The organism is Streptomyces sp. NPDC048277 (assembly GCF_040652235.1).
GTDB lineage: Bacteria > Actinomycetota > Actinomycetes > Streptomycetales > Streptomycetaceae > Streptomyces.
The window spans coordinates 211,544-228,482 of record NZ_JBEZLQ010000010.1; the positions used below are offsets into that span (position 1 = coordinate 211,544).

The 16,939-nt window shown below is 69.1% G+C and carries 14 protein-coding genes; 4 read left to right on the forward strand and 10 right to left on the reverse strand.

All coding sequences use genetic code 11. The features are described 5' to 3' along the window. The first annotated feature begins 176 nt into the window (after positions 1-176). Positions 177-1,178 carry an arabinan endo-1,5-alpha-L-arabinosidase gene (locus tag AB0D85_RS22920; protein ID WP_362322964.1) on the forward strand — a complete coding sequence of 334 codons (1,002 nt, stop codon included), beginning with the start codon at positions 177-179 and terminating at the stop codon, positions 1,176-1,178. Positions 1,179-1,190: 12 nt separating this feature from the next. Here the strand turns inward: AB0D85_RS22920 and AB0D85_RS22925 are convergent, their stop codons facing one another. Both AB0D85_RS22925 and AB0D85_RS22930 read right to left on the reverse strand, forming a co-directional pair. Beyond that, positions 1,191-1,520 carry a hypothetical protein gene (locus tag AB0D85_RS22925; RefSeq protein WP_362322966.1) on the reverse strand — a complete coding sequence of 110 codons (330 nt, stop codon included), beginning with the start codon at positions 1,518-1,520 and terminating at the stop codon, positions 1,191-1,193. Positions 1,521-1,624: 104 nt separating this feature from the next. Continuing rightward, positions 1,625-1,930, reverse strand: coding sequence for a hypothetical protein (locus tag AB0D85_RS22930; RefSeq protein WP_362322968.1), 306 nt, complete (start codon positions 1,928-1,930; stop codon positions 1,625-1,627). A 264-nt stretch (positions 1,931-2,194) separates the two neighbouring features. On the opposite strand from AB0D85_RS22930, the gene AB0D85_RS22935 reads away from it, so the two are divergent. The 3 genes from AB0D85_RS22935 (at position 2,195) to AB0D85_RS22945 (ending at position 6,265) form a co-directional block, all read left to right on the forward strand. Continuing rightward, positions 2,195-3,115, forward strand: coding sequence for a UTP--glucose-1-phosphate uridylyltransferase (locus tag AB0D85_RS22935; RefSeq protein ID WP_362322970.1), 921 nt, complete (start codon positions 2,195-2,197; stop codon positions 3,113-3,115). A gap of 301 nt (positions 3,116-3,416) precedes the next feature. Further along, a complete protein-coding gene (locus AB0D85_RS22940) occupies positions 3,417-4,577 on the forward strand; it encodes a 4-hydroxybenzoate 3-monooxygenase (RefSeq protein WP_362322972.1) in 1,161 nt (386 codons plus the stop codon). A 56-nt stretch (positions 4,578-4,633) separates the two neighbouring features. Beyond that, complete coding sequence (locus AB0D85_RS22945; RefSeq protein WP_362322974.1) at positions 4,634-6,265, forward strand: methyltransferase; 1,632 nt, start codon at positions 4,634-4,636, stop codon at positions 6,263-6,265. A gap of 186 nt (positions 6,266-6,451) precedes the next feature. Here the strand turns inward: AB0D85_RS22945 and AB0D85_RS22950 are convergent, their stop codons facing one another. From AB0D85_RS22950 to AB0D85_RS22985, 8 genes are all read right to left on the reverse strand, one after another. Further along, a complete protein-coding gene (locus AB0D85_RS22950) occupies positions 6,452-8,086 on the reverse strand; it encodes a histidinol-phosphate transaminase (RefSeq protein ID WP_362322976.1) in 1,635 nt (544 codons plus the stop codon). A 233-nt stretch (positions 8,087-8,319) separates the two neighbouring features. Beyond that, positions 8,320-9,474 carry an aldose epimerase family protein gene (locus AB0D85_RS22955; RefSeq protein WP_362322978.1) on the reverse strand — a complete coding sequence of 385 codons (1,155 nt, stop codon included), beginning with the start codon at positions 9,472-9,474 and terminating at the stop codon, positions 8,320-8,322. 160 nt (positions 9,475-9,634) lie between these two features. After that, entirely contained in the window at positions 9,635-10,879 is a 1,245-nt protein-coding gene (gene mmsB, locus AB0D85_RS22960) for a multiple monosaccharide ABC transporter permease (RefSeq protein WP_362322980.1), read from the reverse strand. Then, entirely contained in the window at positions 10,876-12,426 is a 1,551-nt protein-coding gene (gene mmsA / locus AB0D85_RS22965; protein WP_362322982.1) for a multiple monosaccharide ABC transporter ATP-binding protein, read from the reverse strand. Before mmsA ends, mmsB begins: the two co-directional genes overlap by 4 nt. A gap of 42 nt (positions 12,427-12,468) precedes the next feature. Then, positions 12,469-13,578, reverse strand: a complete 1,110-nt coding sequence (chvE, locus tag AB0D85_RS22970) for a multiple monosaccharide ABC transporter substrate-binding protein (RefSeq protein WP_362322984.1) — start codon at positions 13,576-13,578, stop codon at positions 12,469-12,471. 62 nt (positions 13,579-13,640) lie between these two features. Then, a complete protein-coding gene (locus AB0D85_RS22975; RefSeq protein WP_362322986.1) occupies positions 13,641-14,612 on the reverse strand; it encodes a hypothetical protein in 972 nt (323 codons plus the stop codon). A 114-nt stretch (positions 14,613-14,726) separates the two neighbouring features. Continuing rightward, complete coding sequence (locus AB0D85_RS22980; protein WP_362322988.1) at positions 14,727-15,731, reverse strand: alcohol dehydrogenase catalytic domain-containing protein; 1,005 nt, start codon at positions 15,729-15,731, stop codon at positions 14,727-14,729. After that, positions 15,728-16,888 carry a mandelate racemase/muconate lactonizing enzyme family protein gene (locus AB0D85_RS22985; RefSeq protein WP_362322990.1) on the reverse strand — a complete coding sequence of 387 codons (1,161 nt, stop codon included), beginning with the start codon at positions 16,886-16,888 and terminating at the stop codon, positions 15,728-15,730. The genes AB0D85_RS22980 and AB0D85_RS22985 overlap by 4 nt, the downstream gene beginning before the upstream one ends. Positions 16,889-16,939 lie beyond the last annotated feature (51 nt).

Genomic DNA, 16,939 nt, shown 5'->3' on the forward strand with positions numbered 1-16,939 from the left:
ACGGCACCGTAGAAACGGTTCCTGTTCGGGGGCTGTTAGTTGGGCAAAGTGAGCGGCAGTCAAGTCCAGGGATGAGACAGGCGGGTCGGCCGTGATCCCTGCGAAAACCGTTGACGGCAAAACGATTCGATTCTACGGTCCGTCCGAATTGACGATCGCTGTTCGACATCACGGACATGTCATGGTCAACTCCTCGGTCTACAAGGAGGCTTCGCGTGAGCCGCACTCGCACCGCACTCCTCGCCCTGCCCGCCGCGATCCTGCTCGCCCTGGTCCCGACGAGCGCGTCGGCGTATCCCAACCCGGGCACGGTCACCGGTGACGTCGTCGTCCACGACCCGACGATGATCCGTACGTCCTCGGGACGCTACCTGCTCTACTCCACCGGCGGCGGCCTGGCGTACAGGACGTCCACGGACCGCGTCGCCTTCACCGCCGGCTCCGACGCGTTCACCACGAAGCCGGGCTGGTGGTCGACGTACGCGACGGAGGCCTGGGCGCCGGACATCTCGTACCACGGCGGCAAGTACCTGATGTATTACGCCGTCTCCACGTTCGGCTCCAACACGTCGGCCATCGGATTGGCCGGTTCCGCGACGGGCCTGCCGGGCTCCTGGAGCGACTACGGCATCGTCTACACCTCCACCTCCTCCAGCGACTACAACGCCATCGACCCGAACCTGTTCGTGGACGGGGACGGCAAGTGGTGGCTGTCGTTCGGGAGTTGGTGGACGGGTATCAAGATGATCCGCATCGACCCGTCGACCGGGAAGCAGTACTCGGGCGACACGACCCGCTACTCCCTCGCCGCCCGCCCCACGGGCAGCAAGGCGGTGGAGGCGCCGTACATCGTCGAACGCAACGGCTACTACTACCTCTTCGCCTCCTACGACCTGTGCTGCCAGGGCACGAGCTCGACGTACAAGGTGAAGGTGGGGCGGGCCGCGTCGGTCACCGGGCCGTACTACGACAAGAGCGGCGTGGCGATGACCGACAACGGCGGCACGGCGGTCCTTGAGTCCCACGGCACGATCATCGGCCCCGGCGGCGAGTCCGTCATGAACGACACGGACGGCGACCTGATCGTCTACCACTACTACGACGGGAACGACAGCGGGACACCCAAGCTGGGGATCAACCTGCTGGACTGGAGCTCGGGTTGGCCGGTGGCCTACTGAGGCGCCGGCGTCTCAGTAGACGACCTCGCCGTTCTCTCCCCTCCTTCCGTTGTGCCCCCTGTGTCCGCTGTGGCCGTCTCTCCCGTCATGACCGTCTCTCCCCTCCCTCCCGTGCCGGCCCTCCCTGCCGGGCGGGCCGGAGGGGCCGCGCGGACCGGCGGGACCGGACGGGCCCGGCGGACCGGAGGGGCCGGGCTCGACGAAGTACCCCTGGAGGTCGAGGTTCTGTGTCCGCATGTCGTCGATCTGCATCTGATGGATGACGAGTGCGGTCGACTGCGCGGCGATCGCGGTGATCAGCGCGGCGCCGAGCACGAGGGTGCGCCGCGCTCCGCGCAGCATTTCGTTTACGCTTTTCACGATGTCTCTCACGCTGTGTGACGGCGAAAGTGCAGCGCGGCACACATGCCGGTGCCGCGCCTGGTCGGGTGTCGCCCTCTGGGCGGTCAGCTACGGGACTCGGACGACGCCGGTTTGGGAGTGGCGACGGCGTTCTGTCCGTCCTTGCCGTCCTTTCCGTCTTTTCCGTCCTTTCCTTGCCTCCCGTCATTTCCGTTCGTGCCGTTCTGTCCGTCCTGCCCGTCCTTGCCGTCCTTGCCCGCCGGGCCGACGGGGCCGGACGGGCCCACGGGGCCGGGTGGACCGGAGGGGCCGACCTCGATCTGATGTCCTTCGAGGTCCATGTGCTGTACCCGCAGATCGCTGATCTCCGAGTCCTGGGCGAAAAGGGCGGCCGACTGGACGAAGAGCACGCTGATGAGTGCTGCGCGGAGAACAAAAGGGCGCCGCGGTCTACGCAGCATTTCGTTTAGGCTTCTCACGATATCCCTCACGCTGTGTGACGGCGAAAGTGTAAATGACGATGCGTCAGGGAAGTTGGACCTTCTCCTGGAGTGTCCTTGGAAATCGCCCGATGAACAGCTTCGGGCAACCCGCGTTTCCCGCCCGGTACAGCCCCCGTTGGTAGCGTCTGCGTACCCGTGCCGTCCGACCGAGATGGAAGCGAGAGAGACCTGATGTCCCCGACGATCCGCAGGGCCGTGATCCCCGCCGCCGGACTGGGCTCCCGCCTGCTGCCGCTGACCAAGGCCACGCCGAAGGAGATGCTCCCGGTCGGCGACAAGCCGGTGATCGAGCACACCGTGCGTGAGCTGGTGGACTCCGGCATCACCGACATCACCATCGTCGTATCCGGCGGGAAGAGCCTGATCCAGGACCATTTCCGGCCCAATCCCGCCCTGGTCGAGCAGCTGCGCAACGACGGCAAGGCCGCCTACGCCGACGCGGTCGAGGAAGTCGCGGAACTGGCCCGCCGCGGCCACATCACCTACCTCGACCAGTACGGCCCCTACGGCAACGGCACCCCCGTGCTGAACGCCGCCCGCGCCTTCGGCGACGAACCGGTCCTCGTGCTGTGGCCGGACGACGTCTTCGTCGCCGAGGTCCCCCGCGCCCAGCAGCTCATCCGCGCCTACGAGCAGACCGGCTGCCCGGTGCTCGCCCTGCTGCCCATGGACCCCGCCGACTCCCAGCGCTACGGCGTGCCCATAGTCAAGGAGGACCTCGGTGACGGTCAGCTGCGCATCACCGGCCTGGTCGAGAAGCCCGACCCGGCCGACGCCCCGTCCCCGTACGCGGCCATCGGCGGCTATGTCGTCACGCCCGGCATCATCGACGAACTGCGTGAGCAGACCCGGCGCTGGTACGAGCACCGGACCGGCGAGGTCTACCTGACCGACGCGATCAACGCCTACGCCAGCAGCCGGGCCGTGTACGGGCAGGTCATCCAGGGCCGCTGGTACGACACCGGAAACCCGGCCGACTACCTCGTGGCCCAGATGGCGTCCGCCCTCGCCCACCCCGAGTACGGGCCCGTCCTGCGGGGCCTGGTCCGCCGGCTCGACGGGGAGCAGGAGGACCCGCCGCGTACGGTATGATCGTTTCAGAGCTGGTCGCCGTAACTCCCGGTGGCTGGTGCTGCGTTGGTGGTCCAAGGAAAGACGCCCCGCTTCCTGCGGGGAGATGCAGGTGCAAGGCCTGCCCGGCGCTCGATCCGGTGCCCGTCCGCATGTCACGCGGACGGGCACCGTGCTGTTCGGCCCGTTGCCACGGCCCCACCGCGTTCGACTGTGTTCGACAGCCAACCCTTTAGGGGTAATTGATCCACTTAAGGCGCCGTTCGCCGCTTTCATCCTGATATGAAACCTCCTGGCCGAAGAGCAACTCCAGGGGCGGGGCATGGCAACAGCACAGGTCGGTGTAGTGATCGTCGGCGCCGGCCCGGCAGGGCTCGTACTGGGGAGCCTGCTGCTGGACCGGGGCGTCGACTGCGTGATCCTTGAGCGGCGCAGCCGCGAGGCCGTGGAGGGCCGCGCCCGGGCCGGGTTCCTCGCCGCCCACTCCGTCCGCGTACTCACGGAGAACGGCCTCGGCGGCGGCCTGCTCGCCCACGGCACGACCCACACCGCCTGCCTGTTCCGCAGCGACCGTGGTGAATTCACCCTGGACTACGGGAAGTCGGGGCAGGGCGAGGCGCACACCGTCTATCCCCAGCAGGAGCTGGTGCGGGATCTGGTCGCCGAGTACCTGCGGCGCGGCGGCGAGATCCGGTTCGGCGCCGAGGCGGCGGAGATCACCGAGGGCGCGGTGCGGGTGCGTGGCGGTACCCGCGTCACGGGGCGGTACATCGCCGGTTGCGACGGGCACCGGGGGATCGGCCGCGCCGCGCTGACGGCCCACGGCACCCGGACCGCCCGCTGGGACCACGGCGTCTCCTGGCTGGCCGTACTGGCCGCCGCCCCGCCCAGCCTGGACGCGGTCGGATACGCCCTGCACGAGCGGGGGTTCGCCGGTCACATGGCGCGCAGCGCGTCCGTCACCCGGTACTACCTGCAGTGCCCGCGCGGCACCGATCCCGCCGAGTGGAGCGAGGAGCGGATCTGGGCCGAGCTGGCGATCCGGATGCGGACGGACGAGTTCGGTCCGCTGCGCCGGGGCGCCGTGCTGGAGAAGGCGGTCGTCGATCTGCGGTCCGACGTGCTGGAGCGCCCGGGTGCCGGGCGGCTGTGGCTGGCCGGGGACGCCGTCGGGCTCATCAGCCCGACGGCCGCCAAGGGTGCCAACCTCGCCGTCCTCCAGGCCGAGTTGCTCGCCCGCGCCCTCGAAGGAGCCCTGGCCCGCGGCGGCGGAGCAAGCCTCGCCCGGTACCCCGCCGACTGTCTGCCCCGCCTCTGGCGGGCCCATGAGTTCTCGCACTGGATGAGCGGCCTGCTGCACGGCCCGGCCGGCGACGACGACAAGGCCCGCTACGGACGGGAGTTGCAGTACGCCCGCCTGGAGAGCCTGCGCACCTCCCGCGCCCACCAGGACTTCTTCGCCGAGAACTACGTCGGCATCTGATCCCCGGGAGTCACACCCCCGGTCTTTCCCTGCCCCACGATCAACGGGACCCCTTCATGAACCTCTCCGTCGTACAGCCATGTCTGACGGAAACCGACCTGGACCGGATCCGGCACGCGGCCGAGCACGTCCGCGACCACGACACCGACCGGGTTCTCGCCGACCTGCTGCCCGGCCTGACGGCCGACGAGCGGGCCGACGTCTCGCGCCACCTCGTCTACGACCACACCGCCGTCCTGGTCTTCCCCGCCTCCCTCGACGGACTGCGCGACGAACTGCGGTGCGCCGGACTGGACCCGGGGCCCGTCACGCCGAGCGTGGTGGTGCGCGGACGGCTGCTGCGGCGCTACGGCCCGGCCGTCGGCGACAGCCCCGTCGGGATCGTCCATGTGCCCGTCGCCGGGCGGACCGTGGAGATCTTCGCGCTGCCCGTGCCGCCCGGCTCCCCGCTGGAGACGGTCGCCGCCGACGAACGGGCGGGCGGCCACGAGTCGCACCACGCCTTCGCCGTGACCGCGCCGGGCAGGGTGATCCCGGCCGGACTGCGCACCCTGCTGACGGAACGCGGCGGAGCGGTCCCGGACGGCGGCGGCCACAACGGCCACGAGAACGTCACCGTCCTCTACTTCCGCACCCCTCACCACCGCCGCTTCGAACTCCGCCTCCCCGGCCGCCACGAGCCCCTCCCCGACCCCGCCCTCGCCCTCCTCGGCGTCATGACCGGCGCCTGGGCCACCCAGGCCGTCCGCACCATGGCCGAACTGGGCCTCGCCGACCACCTCGCCGCCCGCCCCGGCCTCGACGCGGACACCCTCGCGAACCGCACCGGCACCGACCCCGACGCCCTGCGCCGCCTGCTGCGCTACCTCGCCACACTGGGCCTGCTGACGGCATCCGACGGCACGTACCACCTGACCGCCCTCGGCGAGCCGCTGCGCACCGGCACCGAGTTCTCCCTGCACCCGCTCGCGCTGCTGTACGGCGGCCCGTTCTACGACTCCTTCGCCGGGCTGCCGCACTCCGTACGCACCGGGCAGGAAGCTTTCGCCCACCGCCACGGGCAGCACCACTTCCGCTATTTCGCCGAGCGCCCCGAACTGGGCGACCTCTTCCACCGGGCGATGGCCGCGAGCGCGGAGATGTTCACACCGGTACCGGACCTGGTCGACTTCTCCGGCGTACGACGGGTGGTCGACGTCGGCGGCGGCAACGGCGCGCTGCTCGGCCGGGTCCTGCGGGCCCACACCCACCTGGAGGGCGTCCTCCTGGAACGCCCGGAGGCGCTGGCGGCGGCCCGCGCCCAACTGGCCGACCTGGCCGGCCGCTGCACCTTCACCGACGGCGACTTCACGGAGTCCGTCCCGGCCGACGGCGACGTCTACCTGCTCTCCCGCGTCCTGCACGACTGGCCCGACGACCGCTGCACGACCATCCTGCGGCACTGCGCGCGGGCGATGCGCCCGGGCGCCCACCTGCTCGTCGTGGAACGCCTGCTGCCGGACCACGAGGGCACCCCGTCCCCGACCCCGGCGTGGGACGTCCACATGCTGTGCAACGTAGGAGGCAGAGAGAGGAACGAAGCCGACTACAGCCGCCTGCTGGAGGAGACAGGCTTCAACCGCACGGCCTGCCACCCCCTCCCCCTGGGAGCCTCACTCCTGCACGCCGTAAGGAAAAGCGCCCCCTAAGGGGCGCGGGGAACTGCGCGACCAGCCACGGACAACCCGCACCCGGCCGCGCACAGAACCTCCTACGGCGACTAGCCGGCCTGCCCCATCCCCGCGGCTGGGACGTGCCCCGTCAGGGGCGCGGGGAACTGCGCGACCAGCCACGACGATGCCGCACTCGGCCGCGCACAGAAATCCCTACGGCGACTAGCCGGCCTGCCCCATCCCCGCCGCGTTCGGCCAGCTCTGCGCGTTCGGCCACCCGGTGGCCGGCGCCGGAGCCAAGCCGGTCGCGGGAGCGGGTGCCGGTGCTGTCATCCCCCGTACCTGCGCGGCCGTGAGGCCACCCCGTGCCGGAACGCCGGCCGGAGTCGGCCCGGCCGGCGGAGCCATCGGCATCTGCATCGGCGCCGGGGCCGGCGGCGCGGGCGGCGCCATCGGCGGTACCGGCGCCATCATCGGTTGGGGCACCTGCATCTGCTGCGGCACCTGCATCATCTGCGCGGCCGCGGCTGCCGCCGGCATCGGCATCCCGACCGGCGGACCGGTGACGGGGAGCGGCATGCCGACACCGGCGGCCGGAGCGGCGGCGAGACCCGGCCCCATCCCCATGGCGGCCTGCGCGAGCTGCATGCCCGCCCCGTTGGTCTCGCTCACCAGCCGGTCCACCGCCGCCGTACCCGAGCTGTAGCTGGTCCCTGTGCCCAGCTCGGGCACGGCGGCTCCCCTCCTGGTCCCGTAGAGCACCTGTTCCATGGCGGACACCAGGCGACGCACGTCCACCTCGGGGCGCACCACGAGACGCAGGAAGCGGCTGGACGAACCGATCTTGTTGCCGCACTCGCGGACCAGGATCCGGTGCTCGGTGAGCATCCGGTCCCGGACCACGGTGCCCTCGGCGCCGACGGGAAGGCGCACGAAGAGGAAGTTGCCCTGCGAGGGGTAGACGGTCAGACCGGGCAGCGTGGCGAGCTGGCTGGCCATCTCCAGGCGGTCCTTGCGGACCTGCAGCAGGCTCTGCGCGTACTCGGCGCCGTGCTCCTTGAGCATGAAGACGACGTACTCGGCGAAGGCGTTGAGGTTCCACTTCGGGAGCATCGAGCGGACCTTGCCGGCCAGCGAGGGGTTGGCGACCATGTAGCCGAAGCGGATGCCGTGCAGGCCGAAGTTCTTGCCGAGGCTGCGCAGCACGATGACGTTCGGCCGGATCATCGCCTCCTGCACGACGCTCGGCTCCTGCTCGGCGTCGGCGAACTCCAGGAACGACTCGTCGATGACGACCAGGTCCAGGTCGGCCATGGCGTCCATGAACTGCACCAGGGCCTGCTTGTGGATGAAGCCGCCGTCGGGGTTGTTGGGATTGCAGATGACGGCGACCTTCGTGCCCCGCTTGCGGATGAAGTCGGCGTACTGCGCGAGGTCCAGGACGAAACCGTTGGACTCCTGGAGCGGGAACATGTCGACCCGCTTGCCGGTCTCCATGGGCTGGTCGGTCCAGCGGCCGAACGTGGGGACGGGGATGGCGAGGGACTCGCGGACCAGCAGGTGGTCGATCCAGGTGATCAGCTCGGTGGACCCGTTGCCCATGGCCACGGCCTGCGGGGGGAGCTGGAGGAGGTTGCAGAGCTCGGCGGTGATGGTGTCGGCGCTGCTCGGGTAGAAGGTGATGATGTCCTTCAGCCGGGCGGCCATTGTTTCCATCATGGCCGGGGTGGGGAAGTAGGGGTTGCAGGGGATGCAGAAGTCAACCGGCCCGGTCCCGTCGCCTCCTTCGCGCGCCAGCGCCGCCATCGACGGGCTGTGAGCACCGCTGCGGAACAACGAGGTGACGTTGCCGGCCATTGAACCTCCGTATGAGGCGGGCCCGATGGGGACGTCCGGGCCCGTCGCTTGGGTGGCCCGCGCGGGGGAGCACGGGCCACCTTTCAATACGGATACGACTGATCCTCTGTTCACCCGGTGTGAAAAAAGTGTGAGATACCGTTTCTTCGCGGAACCGGGCTGTGCAGCGCCCCGTCAGGGGCGCGGGGAACTGCGCGACCAGCCCCTTACTGCCCGCACAGTCCCCCACAACCTCAGGCGTCGAACGTATGAACCGTCCGAGTCCTGTAAACCTGCCCCGGCCGCAACACGGTCGACGGGAAGTCCGCATGGTTCGGCGAGTCCGGGAAGTGCTGCGTCTCCAGGCACAGCGCGTCACCCTGCCGGTACGTCCGCCCGCCCGTCCCCGTCAGCGTCCCGTCCAGGAAGTTCCCGGAGTAGAACTGCAGTCCCGGCTGGTCGGTCGCGATCTTCAGCGCCCGGCCCGAGCGTGGGTCCCGCAGCGTCGCGATGTGCTCCGGCTTCGCGGTGACGCCCTTGTCGAGCACCCAGTTGTGGTCGTACCCCTTGGCCTGCACCTGCTGGACGTGCCCGGCGCGGATGTCCCGGCCGATGGTCTTCGTCTCGCGGAAGTCGAAGGGGGTGCCGTGCACGGTGGCCAGCTCACCGGTGGGGATCAGGCCGCTGTCCGTCGGCGTGTAACGCCCCGCCGCGATCGTCAGCTCGTGGTCCTCGATCGTCCCGCTGCCCTCGCCGGCGAGGTTCCAGTAGACGTGGCTGGTGAGGTTGACGACCGTGGCCTTGTCGGTGGTGGCCTCGTAGTCGATGATCCACTCGCCGCGCTTGGTGAGGGTGTACGTCACCTTCGCCTTGAGCGTGCCCGGGTAGCCCATCTCGCCGTCGACGCTGGTGTAGTGCAGGACGAGGCCGACTTCCGAGCCCTTCACGAACGGCTCGACGTCCCAGACGTGCTTGTCGAAGCCCTGGGTACCGCCGTGCAGGCTGTTCACGCCGTCGTTGACGGAGAGCTGGTAGCTCTTGCCGTCGAGGGTGAACTGGCCCTTGCCGATGCGGTTGCCGTAGCGGCCGATGAGGGCGCCGAAGTACGGGGACTTGGCGACGTAGTCCTCGATGTTGTCGAAGCCGTTGACCACGTTGGCGTACCGGCCGCGGCGGTCCGGGAGCTCCAGGGTCTGGACGACACCGCCCCAGTTGAGGACCTTCAGCCGGGTGCCGCCGTTCTCCAGCGACCAGCGGTAGATCTTCGTGCCGTCGGCGAGCTTCCCGAAGGACTCCTTCACCGGCTTCCTGCCTCCCGAGGCGGCCTCGGCCGTGCCCGTGCCGAGGGTGGTGGCGGCGATGCCCGCAGCTGCGGCACCCGCAATGATCGTGCGTCTGTTCAGTTCCATCTAGCGGCTCCTTAAAGAGAGTTGAAAGCCGCTCCGCTGAGCCGCGCCCCCGAAGGGGCGCGGGGCGTGTCGAATGTGCGGCTACCGCCGCGCGGGCGCGACCGGCCCCCGCCGGCCCGCACTGTGTATTCGGCCTTCCCAGCGGAGCGTTCGCGCTGACTTACGAACCGGACTTGCGCTTGTTCCACACGTCGAAGCCGACCGCCGCGAGAAGGGCGAGGCCCTTGATGACCTGTTGCCAGTCGGTGCCGACGCTGAGGAGGTTCATGCCGTTGTTCAGCACGCCGAGGACGAGGCCGCCGATGATGGCACCGAGGATGGTGCCGACACCGCCGCTCATGGAGGCGCCGCCGATGAACGAGGAGGCGATGGCCTCCAGTTCGAAGCCGTCGCCCGCCTTCGGCGAGGCCGCGTTCAGCCGGGCCGCTACCACCAGTCCGGCCAGGGCCGCGAGCACGCCCATGTTCAGGAAGACGTAGAAGGTGACCTTCTTGTCCTTGACGCCGGACAGCTTGGCCGCCGGCAGGTTGCCGCCGATCGCGTAGATGTGCCGGCCGAAGACCGCGTTGCGCATCACGTAGCCGTAGCCGACGACCAGCGCGCCCAGGACGATCAGGACGATCGGCGCGCCCTTGTAGCTGGCGAGCAGCATCGTCATGACGAGGATCGCGGCGACCAGCGCGGTCAGCTTCAGCAGGAACAGCCGGGTGGGCGGCACGTCCAGCGCGAACTCCTGCTGGCGGCGCCGGTCCCGGAACTCCTGCCAGACCACGGCGGCGATCAGCACGATGCCCAGCAGCAGGGTGATGTTGTGGTAGTTGGTGTTCGGGCCGACCTCGGGCAGGAAGCCGTTGCCCAGGTTCTGCAGGCCGTTGGGGAACGGGCCGATGGTCTGACCCTGGAGCAGGATCTCGGTGAGACCGCGGAAGAGCAGCATCCCGGCGAGGGTGACGATGAACGACGGTATGCCGAAGTAGGCGATCAACACGCCTTGGGCGGCGCCCGCGAAGGCACCCATCACCAGGCACAGGACCAGCGCGATCGGCCAGGCTATTCCGTGATTGACCGTCAGCACGGCCGCGAAGGCGCCCACGAACGCCGTCAGCGAGCCGACCGACAGGTCGATGTGCCCGGCGATGATCACCATCATCATGCCGATGGCGAGGATCAGGATGTAGCTGTTCTGCAGGACCAGGTTGGACACGTTGCGCGGCAGCAGCAGGTCGCCGTCGGTCCACACGGCGAACAGGGCGACGATCAGACCGAGCGCGATCAGCATGCCGTACTGGCGCATGTTGCGGCGCAGCCCGCCGAGGACCAGCTGGAGCAGGTTCCCGTCGGCGGCCGATCCGCTCTTGCCCGGCGGCGCGGGCGCCGGGCTCGTGGCGGTGACATCCGTGCTCATCGCGTTACCTCTTTGTCCTTCGTCATATGGCGCATCAGCACTTCCTGCGTGGCCTCGGCCCTGGGCACCTCACCGGTCAGACGGCCCGCGGCCATGGTGTAGATGCGGTCGCACATGCCGAGCAGTTCGGGCAGCTCGGAGGAGATGAAGACGACCGCCTTGCCCTGGGCGGCGAGCTGGTCGATGACCGTGTAGATCTCGTACTTGGCGCCCACGTCGATGCCGCGGGTCGGCTCGTCCAGGATCAGCACGTCAGGACCCGCGAAGATCCACTTGCTGAGGACGACCTTCTGCTGGTTGCCGCCCGACAGCTTGCCGACCGGCTCGAAGACCGTCGGCGCCTTGATGTTCATGGACTTGCGGTAGCCCTCGGAGACCTGCCGCTCCTCGTGCTCGTCCACGATCCCGCGCCTCGCGACCTTCTTCAGCGCGGTCAGCGAGATGTTCCGGTTGATGGTGTCGATGAGGTTGAGGCCGTAGTGCTTGCGGTCCTCGGTGACGTACGCGATGCCGTGCCCGACCGCCTCCGCGACGGACTTCGTACGGATCTCCGTACCGTCCTTGAGGACCGTGCCGCCGTCGTAACGGCCGTAGGTCCGCCCGAAGACGTTCATCGCGAGCTCGGTGCGGCCGGCGCCCATCAGACCCGCGATCCCGACGATCTCACCGCGCCGGACGTGGATCGACACGTCGTCGACGACCTTGCGCTCGTGGTCGATCGGGTGCCGCACGGTCCAGTCGCGGATCTCCAGCGCCGGCGCCGCGTCCTCCGCGCCCTCGTAGGGGGTGCGTTCGGGGAAGCGGTGGTCCAGGTCGCGGCCCACCATGCCCGAGATGATCCGCTCCTCCGTCGTCTCCTTCGACTTCACGTCGAGGGTCTCGATGGAGTGGCCGTCCCGGATGATCGTCACCGAATCGGCGACCCGGCGGATCTCGTTGAGCTTGTGCGAGATGATGATCGAGGTGATGCCCTGGTTCTTCAACTCCAGGATCAGATCGAGGAGTTTGCCGCTGTCCTCGTCGTTCAGCGCCGCGGTCGGCTCGTCGAGGATGAGCAGCTTCACCTTCTTCGAGAGCGCCTTCGCGATCTCCACCAGCTGCTGCTTGCCCACGCCGATGTCGGTGACGCGGGTCTCCGGGTGGTCGTCCAGACCCACCCGGCGCAGCAGTTCGGTGGCGTGCCGCAGGGTCTCCCGCCAGTCGATGAACCCGCCCTTGGCGTGTTCGTTGCCGAGGAAGATGTTCTCCGCCAGCGAGAGGTACGGCGACAGCGCCAGCTCCTGGTGGATGATCACGATGCCGCGCTGCTCGCTCGCCCGGATGTCACCGAACTTGCAGAGCTCGCCCTCGAAGAGGATGTCCCCCTCGTAGGTGCCGTGCGGGTGGACGCCGGAGAGGACCTTCATCAGGGTCGACTTGCCGGCGCCGTTCTCCCCGCAGATGGCGTGGACCTCGCCCTGGCGGACGGTCAGCGTGACGTCCGACAGCGCCTTGACGCCGGGAAAGGTCTTGACGATCGAGCGCATTTCCAGGACGGGTCCCGCCATGGTCTGCCTTCCAATCAGTGCTTGTCGATCAGGGCCGGCGGATTACTTGAGCTCGGCGTCCGTGTAGTAGCCGCCCTTGACCAGGACTTCCTCGTAGTTGGTCTTGTCGACGCTCACCGGCTGGAGCAGCATCGCGGGGACGACCTTGGACCCGTTGTCGTAGGTCTTGGTGTCGTTGGTCTGCGGGGTCTTCTTGTTCAGGACGTCGTCGACCATGGTCGCGGCGACCTTGGCGAGCTGCCGGGTGTCCTTGTAGACGGTCTGCGTCTGCTCGCCCGCGATGATCGACTTCACCGAGGCCAGCTCGGCGTCCTGACCGGTGATGACGGGCAGCGGCTGGCTGGAGGAGCCGTAGCCGTCCGACTTCAGCGCGGCGAGGATGCCGATCGAGATGCCGTCGTAGGGCGAGAGCACCGCGTTGACCTTGGCGGACTTGTAGGAGGAGGTGAGGATGTCCTCCATGCGCGACTGCGCGGTCGCACCGTCCCAGCGCAGGGTGGTGACCTTGTTGAGCGCGGTCTGGCCCGACTTGACGACCAGTTCCTTCTTGTCGATGTACGGCTGGAGCACGCTCATCGCGCCGTTGAAGAAGTACTTGGTGTTGTTGTCGTCGTTCGAGCCGGCGAACAGCTCGATGTTGAACGGGCCCTTCTTGCCGCTGTCCAGACCCAGCTTGTGCACGATGTACGTGCCCTGCTCGACACCGACCTTGGTGTTGTCGAAGGACGCGTAGTAGTCGACGTTCTTCGTGCCGAGGATCAGGCGGTCGTAGGCGATGACCGGGATCTTGGCGTCCGCGGCCTCCTGGAGCACGTTGTTCAGGGACTTGTTGTCGATGGCCGCGATGATCAGGCCCTTGACGCCCTGCGTGATCAGGTTCTCGATCTGCGAGACCTGGGTGTCCGGGTCGTCCTCGCCGTAGACCAGCTTGGTCTTGTAGCCCTTGGACTGCAGGTCCTTGACGACGTTGTTGCCGTCGTTGATCCAGCGCTCGGAGGACTTGGTCGGCATCGCGATGCCGATGGTGCCCCCCTTGGCGCTGCCGCTGTCCTCCTTGCTGCCGCCCGAGCCGCTCTGCCCGCAGGCGGTCAGGGTCAGAGCGAGGGAGGCGGCCCCGGCTATGGCGGTCAGTGCGACTCTGCGGTTGCGCATGTGATCAGTCCTGTTCGTCTCGTCGTTGAGAGGGCTGTGCTGGGTCTTGTCCCGCCGGCGGTTCAGGCGCCGGCGGGGAAGCGGTTGAGCGGTCCCGGCAGCCGGGAGCCGAGCGGGGCCATGTCGCCGTCCGAGCCGTGCCGGGCGAGCAGGTCCAGGGCGAGCCGGCCGCGCCGCACCCGCTCCTTGGCGGTGCTCAGGGTCACGTCCCGCAGATGGGTGCCCCACGGGTAGATGCCGGGAGCCTTGGACAGGCCGAACTTCAGGTAGACCGGTGCGCCGCGCCGGATCAGTTCGGCGACCTCGTACATCCGGATGTAGCCGCCGAGGTCGTCCGGGGCCTCGATGTACATGTCCAGGGGAGCGCCGGACACCCGGCGGATCTCGGTGAGGTGATCGAGCGTCAGGTCGCTGGGCACGTTGAGCGAGTCGGCGCCGAGCCGCTCGTACACCGCGTACGACGCCGGGTTGACCGGACCGATCAGCGCCGACACCTTCAGCGTGGTGTCCGCCGGGATGATCCCGGCCTCACGCGCCCGGTGCAGCGTCCACAGCACGCCCTCGTCGGCGACGAGCAGGCACTTGACGCCCAGCTCCGTCGCCCGGACCGCGTCCTCGACACAGCCGGCGACGGCGTCGTGGCCGCGGGCGCGCAGCCCGCCCCCGCGCGAGTCGGAACGCACCGAGCCGCCGATGTCCCAGGTGCCGCGCGGGCCCGTGAACAGGCAGAGCTCGATGTCCCGCTCGTTGGTGGCCTCGACCATCTCGGTGATCTCGGCGTCGGTCAGCATCCACACGCCGCTGCCCTGGCTGATCCGGTGGATCGGCACGTCCAGGCGCGAGGACTCCTTGAGTACGACGGAGAGCGCCTCGGGACCCTCGCAGGAGGGGATCTCGGTGCGCCACTTGCCGCCGCCCGGGAAGGTGTGGGCGGAGGCGTCGGCGGGGTCGAGGGCGGGCGCACCCAGGCCGAGGGCGGTGAGCGCCTGCTCACCGGGTCGGCGGGCCGCCGGGGCGGAAGCGTCGGTCGTCACAAGCTGTCCTTCATGTTCGGTATTTCGGACAAGGTTCGCGGCTCGGGGTGAAAAAACGGCTTGGTGGTACGCCGGCCACGGCGAGGTCAGGGCACGCCGCGGCCGGCGTACGACTCAGGGGCGGAGCAGCACCTTGCCCACCTTCGGATCACCGGCCCCCACCAGCTCGATGGCCTGCGGGAACTCGGTCAGCGGCAGCTCGTGTGTGACCAGTGGCAACGGGTCGAGGAGACCGGCCCCGAAGACCCGTACCGTGTGCGACCAGGCGTCCGGCGGCGCACCGAAGACGGTGTGCACCTCCAGCTGCCGTACGACGAGGTCGGTCGGGTCGAGACCGTCGGCACCCGCGGCCGGGATACCGGTCAGGACCAGGCGTCCGCCGCGCCTGAGCAGGGAGGCGGCGGTGCGCGCGGCGGACGCGGACCCGGCGGTCTCGATGACCACGTCGAAGTCGTCGGGCAGATCCTGGTCCTTGGTACGGAAGTCGGTCGCCCCGAACTGCCGGGAGAGCGCCTCCCGGTCGTTCCGCGTCCCGACGACCAGCAGTTCGCCCGGCGAGATCGCCTTCAGGAACTGCACGGCGAACATGCCCAGCGTCCCGGTGCCGACCACCGCGACCCGCTCACCCGGCTGGGCGTTGCCCTTCAGGGCGGCGGCCGCGATACAGGCGGCGGGCTCCAGGAGGGCGGCGGCGGTCAGATCCGCGTCGTCCGGGAGGGCGTGCAGCAGCCGGGCCGGGAGGGTGAGGGTGGCGGCCATGGCGCCCGGCTGGGTGAACCCGGTCTCCTCGTACCCGTCCGTGCACAGGGTGGTCTCACCCGCGTGACACCGGTCGCACACCTGGCAGTTCCGGAACCCCTCGCCGACGACCTTCCGCCCGACGAGCGAGGCGGGCACCCCGGCGCCCACCGCGCGGACCGTCCCGGACCACTCGTGGCCCGGCGTCAGCGGGTAACGGACGTACCCCTCGGGTCGGTTCCCCTGGTACACCTCGCGGTCGCTTCCGCAAATCCCGACCGCGTGCACGGCGACCAGCGCCTCGCCGGGGCCGGGCTCGCGGGGCGTGTGCTCCTCGACCCGGTGGGTGCCCGGCGCCTCGATGACGACCTGGGAACTCACTTCGACGTCCCCTTGGGCTTGCGCTGCTCCCAGCCCTCGGCCCAGAGGTCGAAACGGGCCTGCTGCTGCGGGAACTCGGCGGCGGCGTCGGCGTCGAACTCGACCCCGAGCCCCGGCGCGTCGGACAGCTGGAAGTACCCGTCGATCACCTCGGGCGCCCCCTTGACGACCTTCTTGATCTCCGCGTCGGCGAAGTCGTTGAAGTGCTCCAGGATCTTGAAGTTCGGGGAGGTGAACCCGACCTGGAGGGAGGCGGCGGTGAGCACGGAGCCGCCGACGTTGTGGGGAGCGACCAGCACGTAGTGCGTCTCGGCGGTGGCGGCGAGCTTCCGGGTCTCCCAGATTCCACCGATATGGCCGACGTCCGGCTGGATGATGTCCACGGCCTGGCTCTCGAAGAGTTCACGGAACTCGATGCGGTCGTGGATGCGCTCACCGGTGGCCACCGGGATGTCCACCTTGGCGGCGACCTTCTCCAGCGCCTTCAGGTTCTCCGGCGGGCAGGGCTCCTCCAGCCAGGCCGGCTTGAAGGGGGCGAGCTCGCGCGCGAGCCGGACGGCGGTGGCGGGGGAGAAGCGGCCGTGCATCTCCAGCATCAGCTCGGCGTCCGGGCCGATGGCGTCCCGCACCGCCTCGATCAGCGACACGGAGTACAGCGTCTGGTCGTGGTCCAGCTCGAAGTGCCCGGTGCCGAACGGGTCGATCTTCAGCGCCTTGTACCCGCGCTCGATCACCTGCTGGGCGGCCTTGTGGTACGCCTCGGGCGTCCGCTCGGTGGTGTACCAGCCGTTGGCGTACGCCTTGACCTTGTCGGTCACCTTGCCGCCGAGCAGCTGCCACACCGGCACGCCCAGCGCCTTGCCCTTGATGTCCCAGCATGCCATCTCGATCACGGCGATGCCGGACATGACGATCTCGCCGGCCCGGCCGTAGTCGCCGTACTTCATACGGCGTACGAGGTCTTCCAGGGCGAACGGGTCGGAGCCCAGAATGTGGTTGGCCTCGGCCTCCCGCAGGTAGCCGATCAGCGCGTCGGTGTGACCGAGCATCCGGGTCTCGCCGACTCCCGTGATGCCTTCGTCGGTGTGCACCTGAACGTAGGTCAGGTTGCGCCAGGGCGTCCCGACCACGTGTGTGCTGATTCCGGTGATGCGCACGGCGGTTGCCTCTCAGCTGTTCGAGATTTCGTCACTCGTTCGAAATGCTGG

Coding starts and splice junctions, on each gene's coding strand:
- AB0D85_RS22920 (WP_362322964.1), top strand. CDS start 177: ATGTCATGGTCAACTCCTCGGTCTACAAGGAGGCTTCGCGTGAGCCGC.
- AB0D85_RS22925 (WP_362322966.1), bottom strand. CDS start 1,520: ATGCTGCGCGGAGCGCGGCGCACCCTCGTGCTCGGCGCCGCGCTGATC.
- AB0D85_RS22935 (WP_362322970.1), top strand. CDS start 2,195: ATGTCCCCGACGATCCGCAGGGCCGTGATCCCCGCCGCCGGACTGGGC.
- AB0D85_RS22940 (WP_362322972.1), top strand. CDS start 3,417: ATGGCAACAGCACAGGTCGGTGTAGTGATCGTCGGCGCCGGCCCGGCA.
- AB0D85_RS22945 (WP_362322974.1), top strand. CDS start 4,634: ATGAACCTCTCCGTCGTACAGCCATGTCTGACGGAAACCGACCTGGAC.
- AB0D85_RS22950 (WP_362322976.1), bottom strand. CDS start 8,086: ATGGCCGGCAACGTCACCTCGTTGTTCCGCAGCGGTGCTCACAGCCCG.
- AB0D85_RS22955 (WP_362322978.1), bottom strand. CDS start 9,474: ATGGAACTGAACAGACGCACGATCATTGCGGGTGCCGCAGCTGCGGGC.
- mmsB (WP_362322980.1), bottom strand. CDS start 10,879: ATGAGCACGGATGTCACCGCCACGAGCCCGGCGCCCGCGCCGCCGGGC.
- mmsA (WP_362322982.1), bottom strand. CDS start 12,426: ATGGCGGGACCCGTCCTGGAAATGCGCTCGATCGTCAAGACCTTTCCC.
- chvE (WP_362322984.1), bottom strand. CDS start 13,578: ATGCGCAACCGCAGAGTCGCACTGACCGCCATAGCCGGGGCCGCCTCC.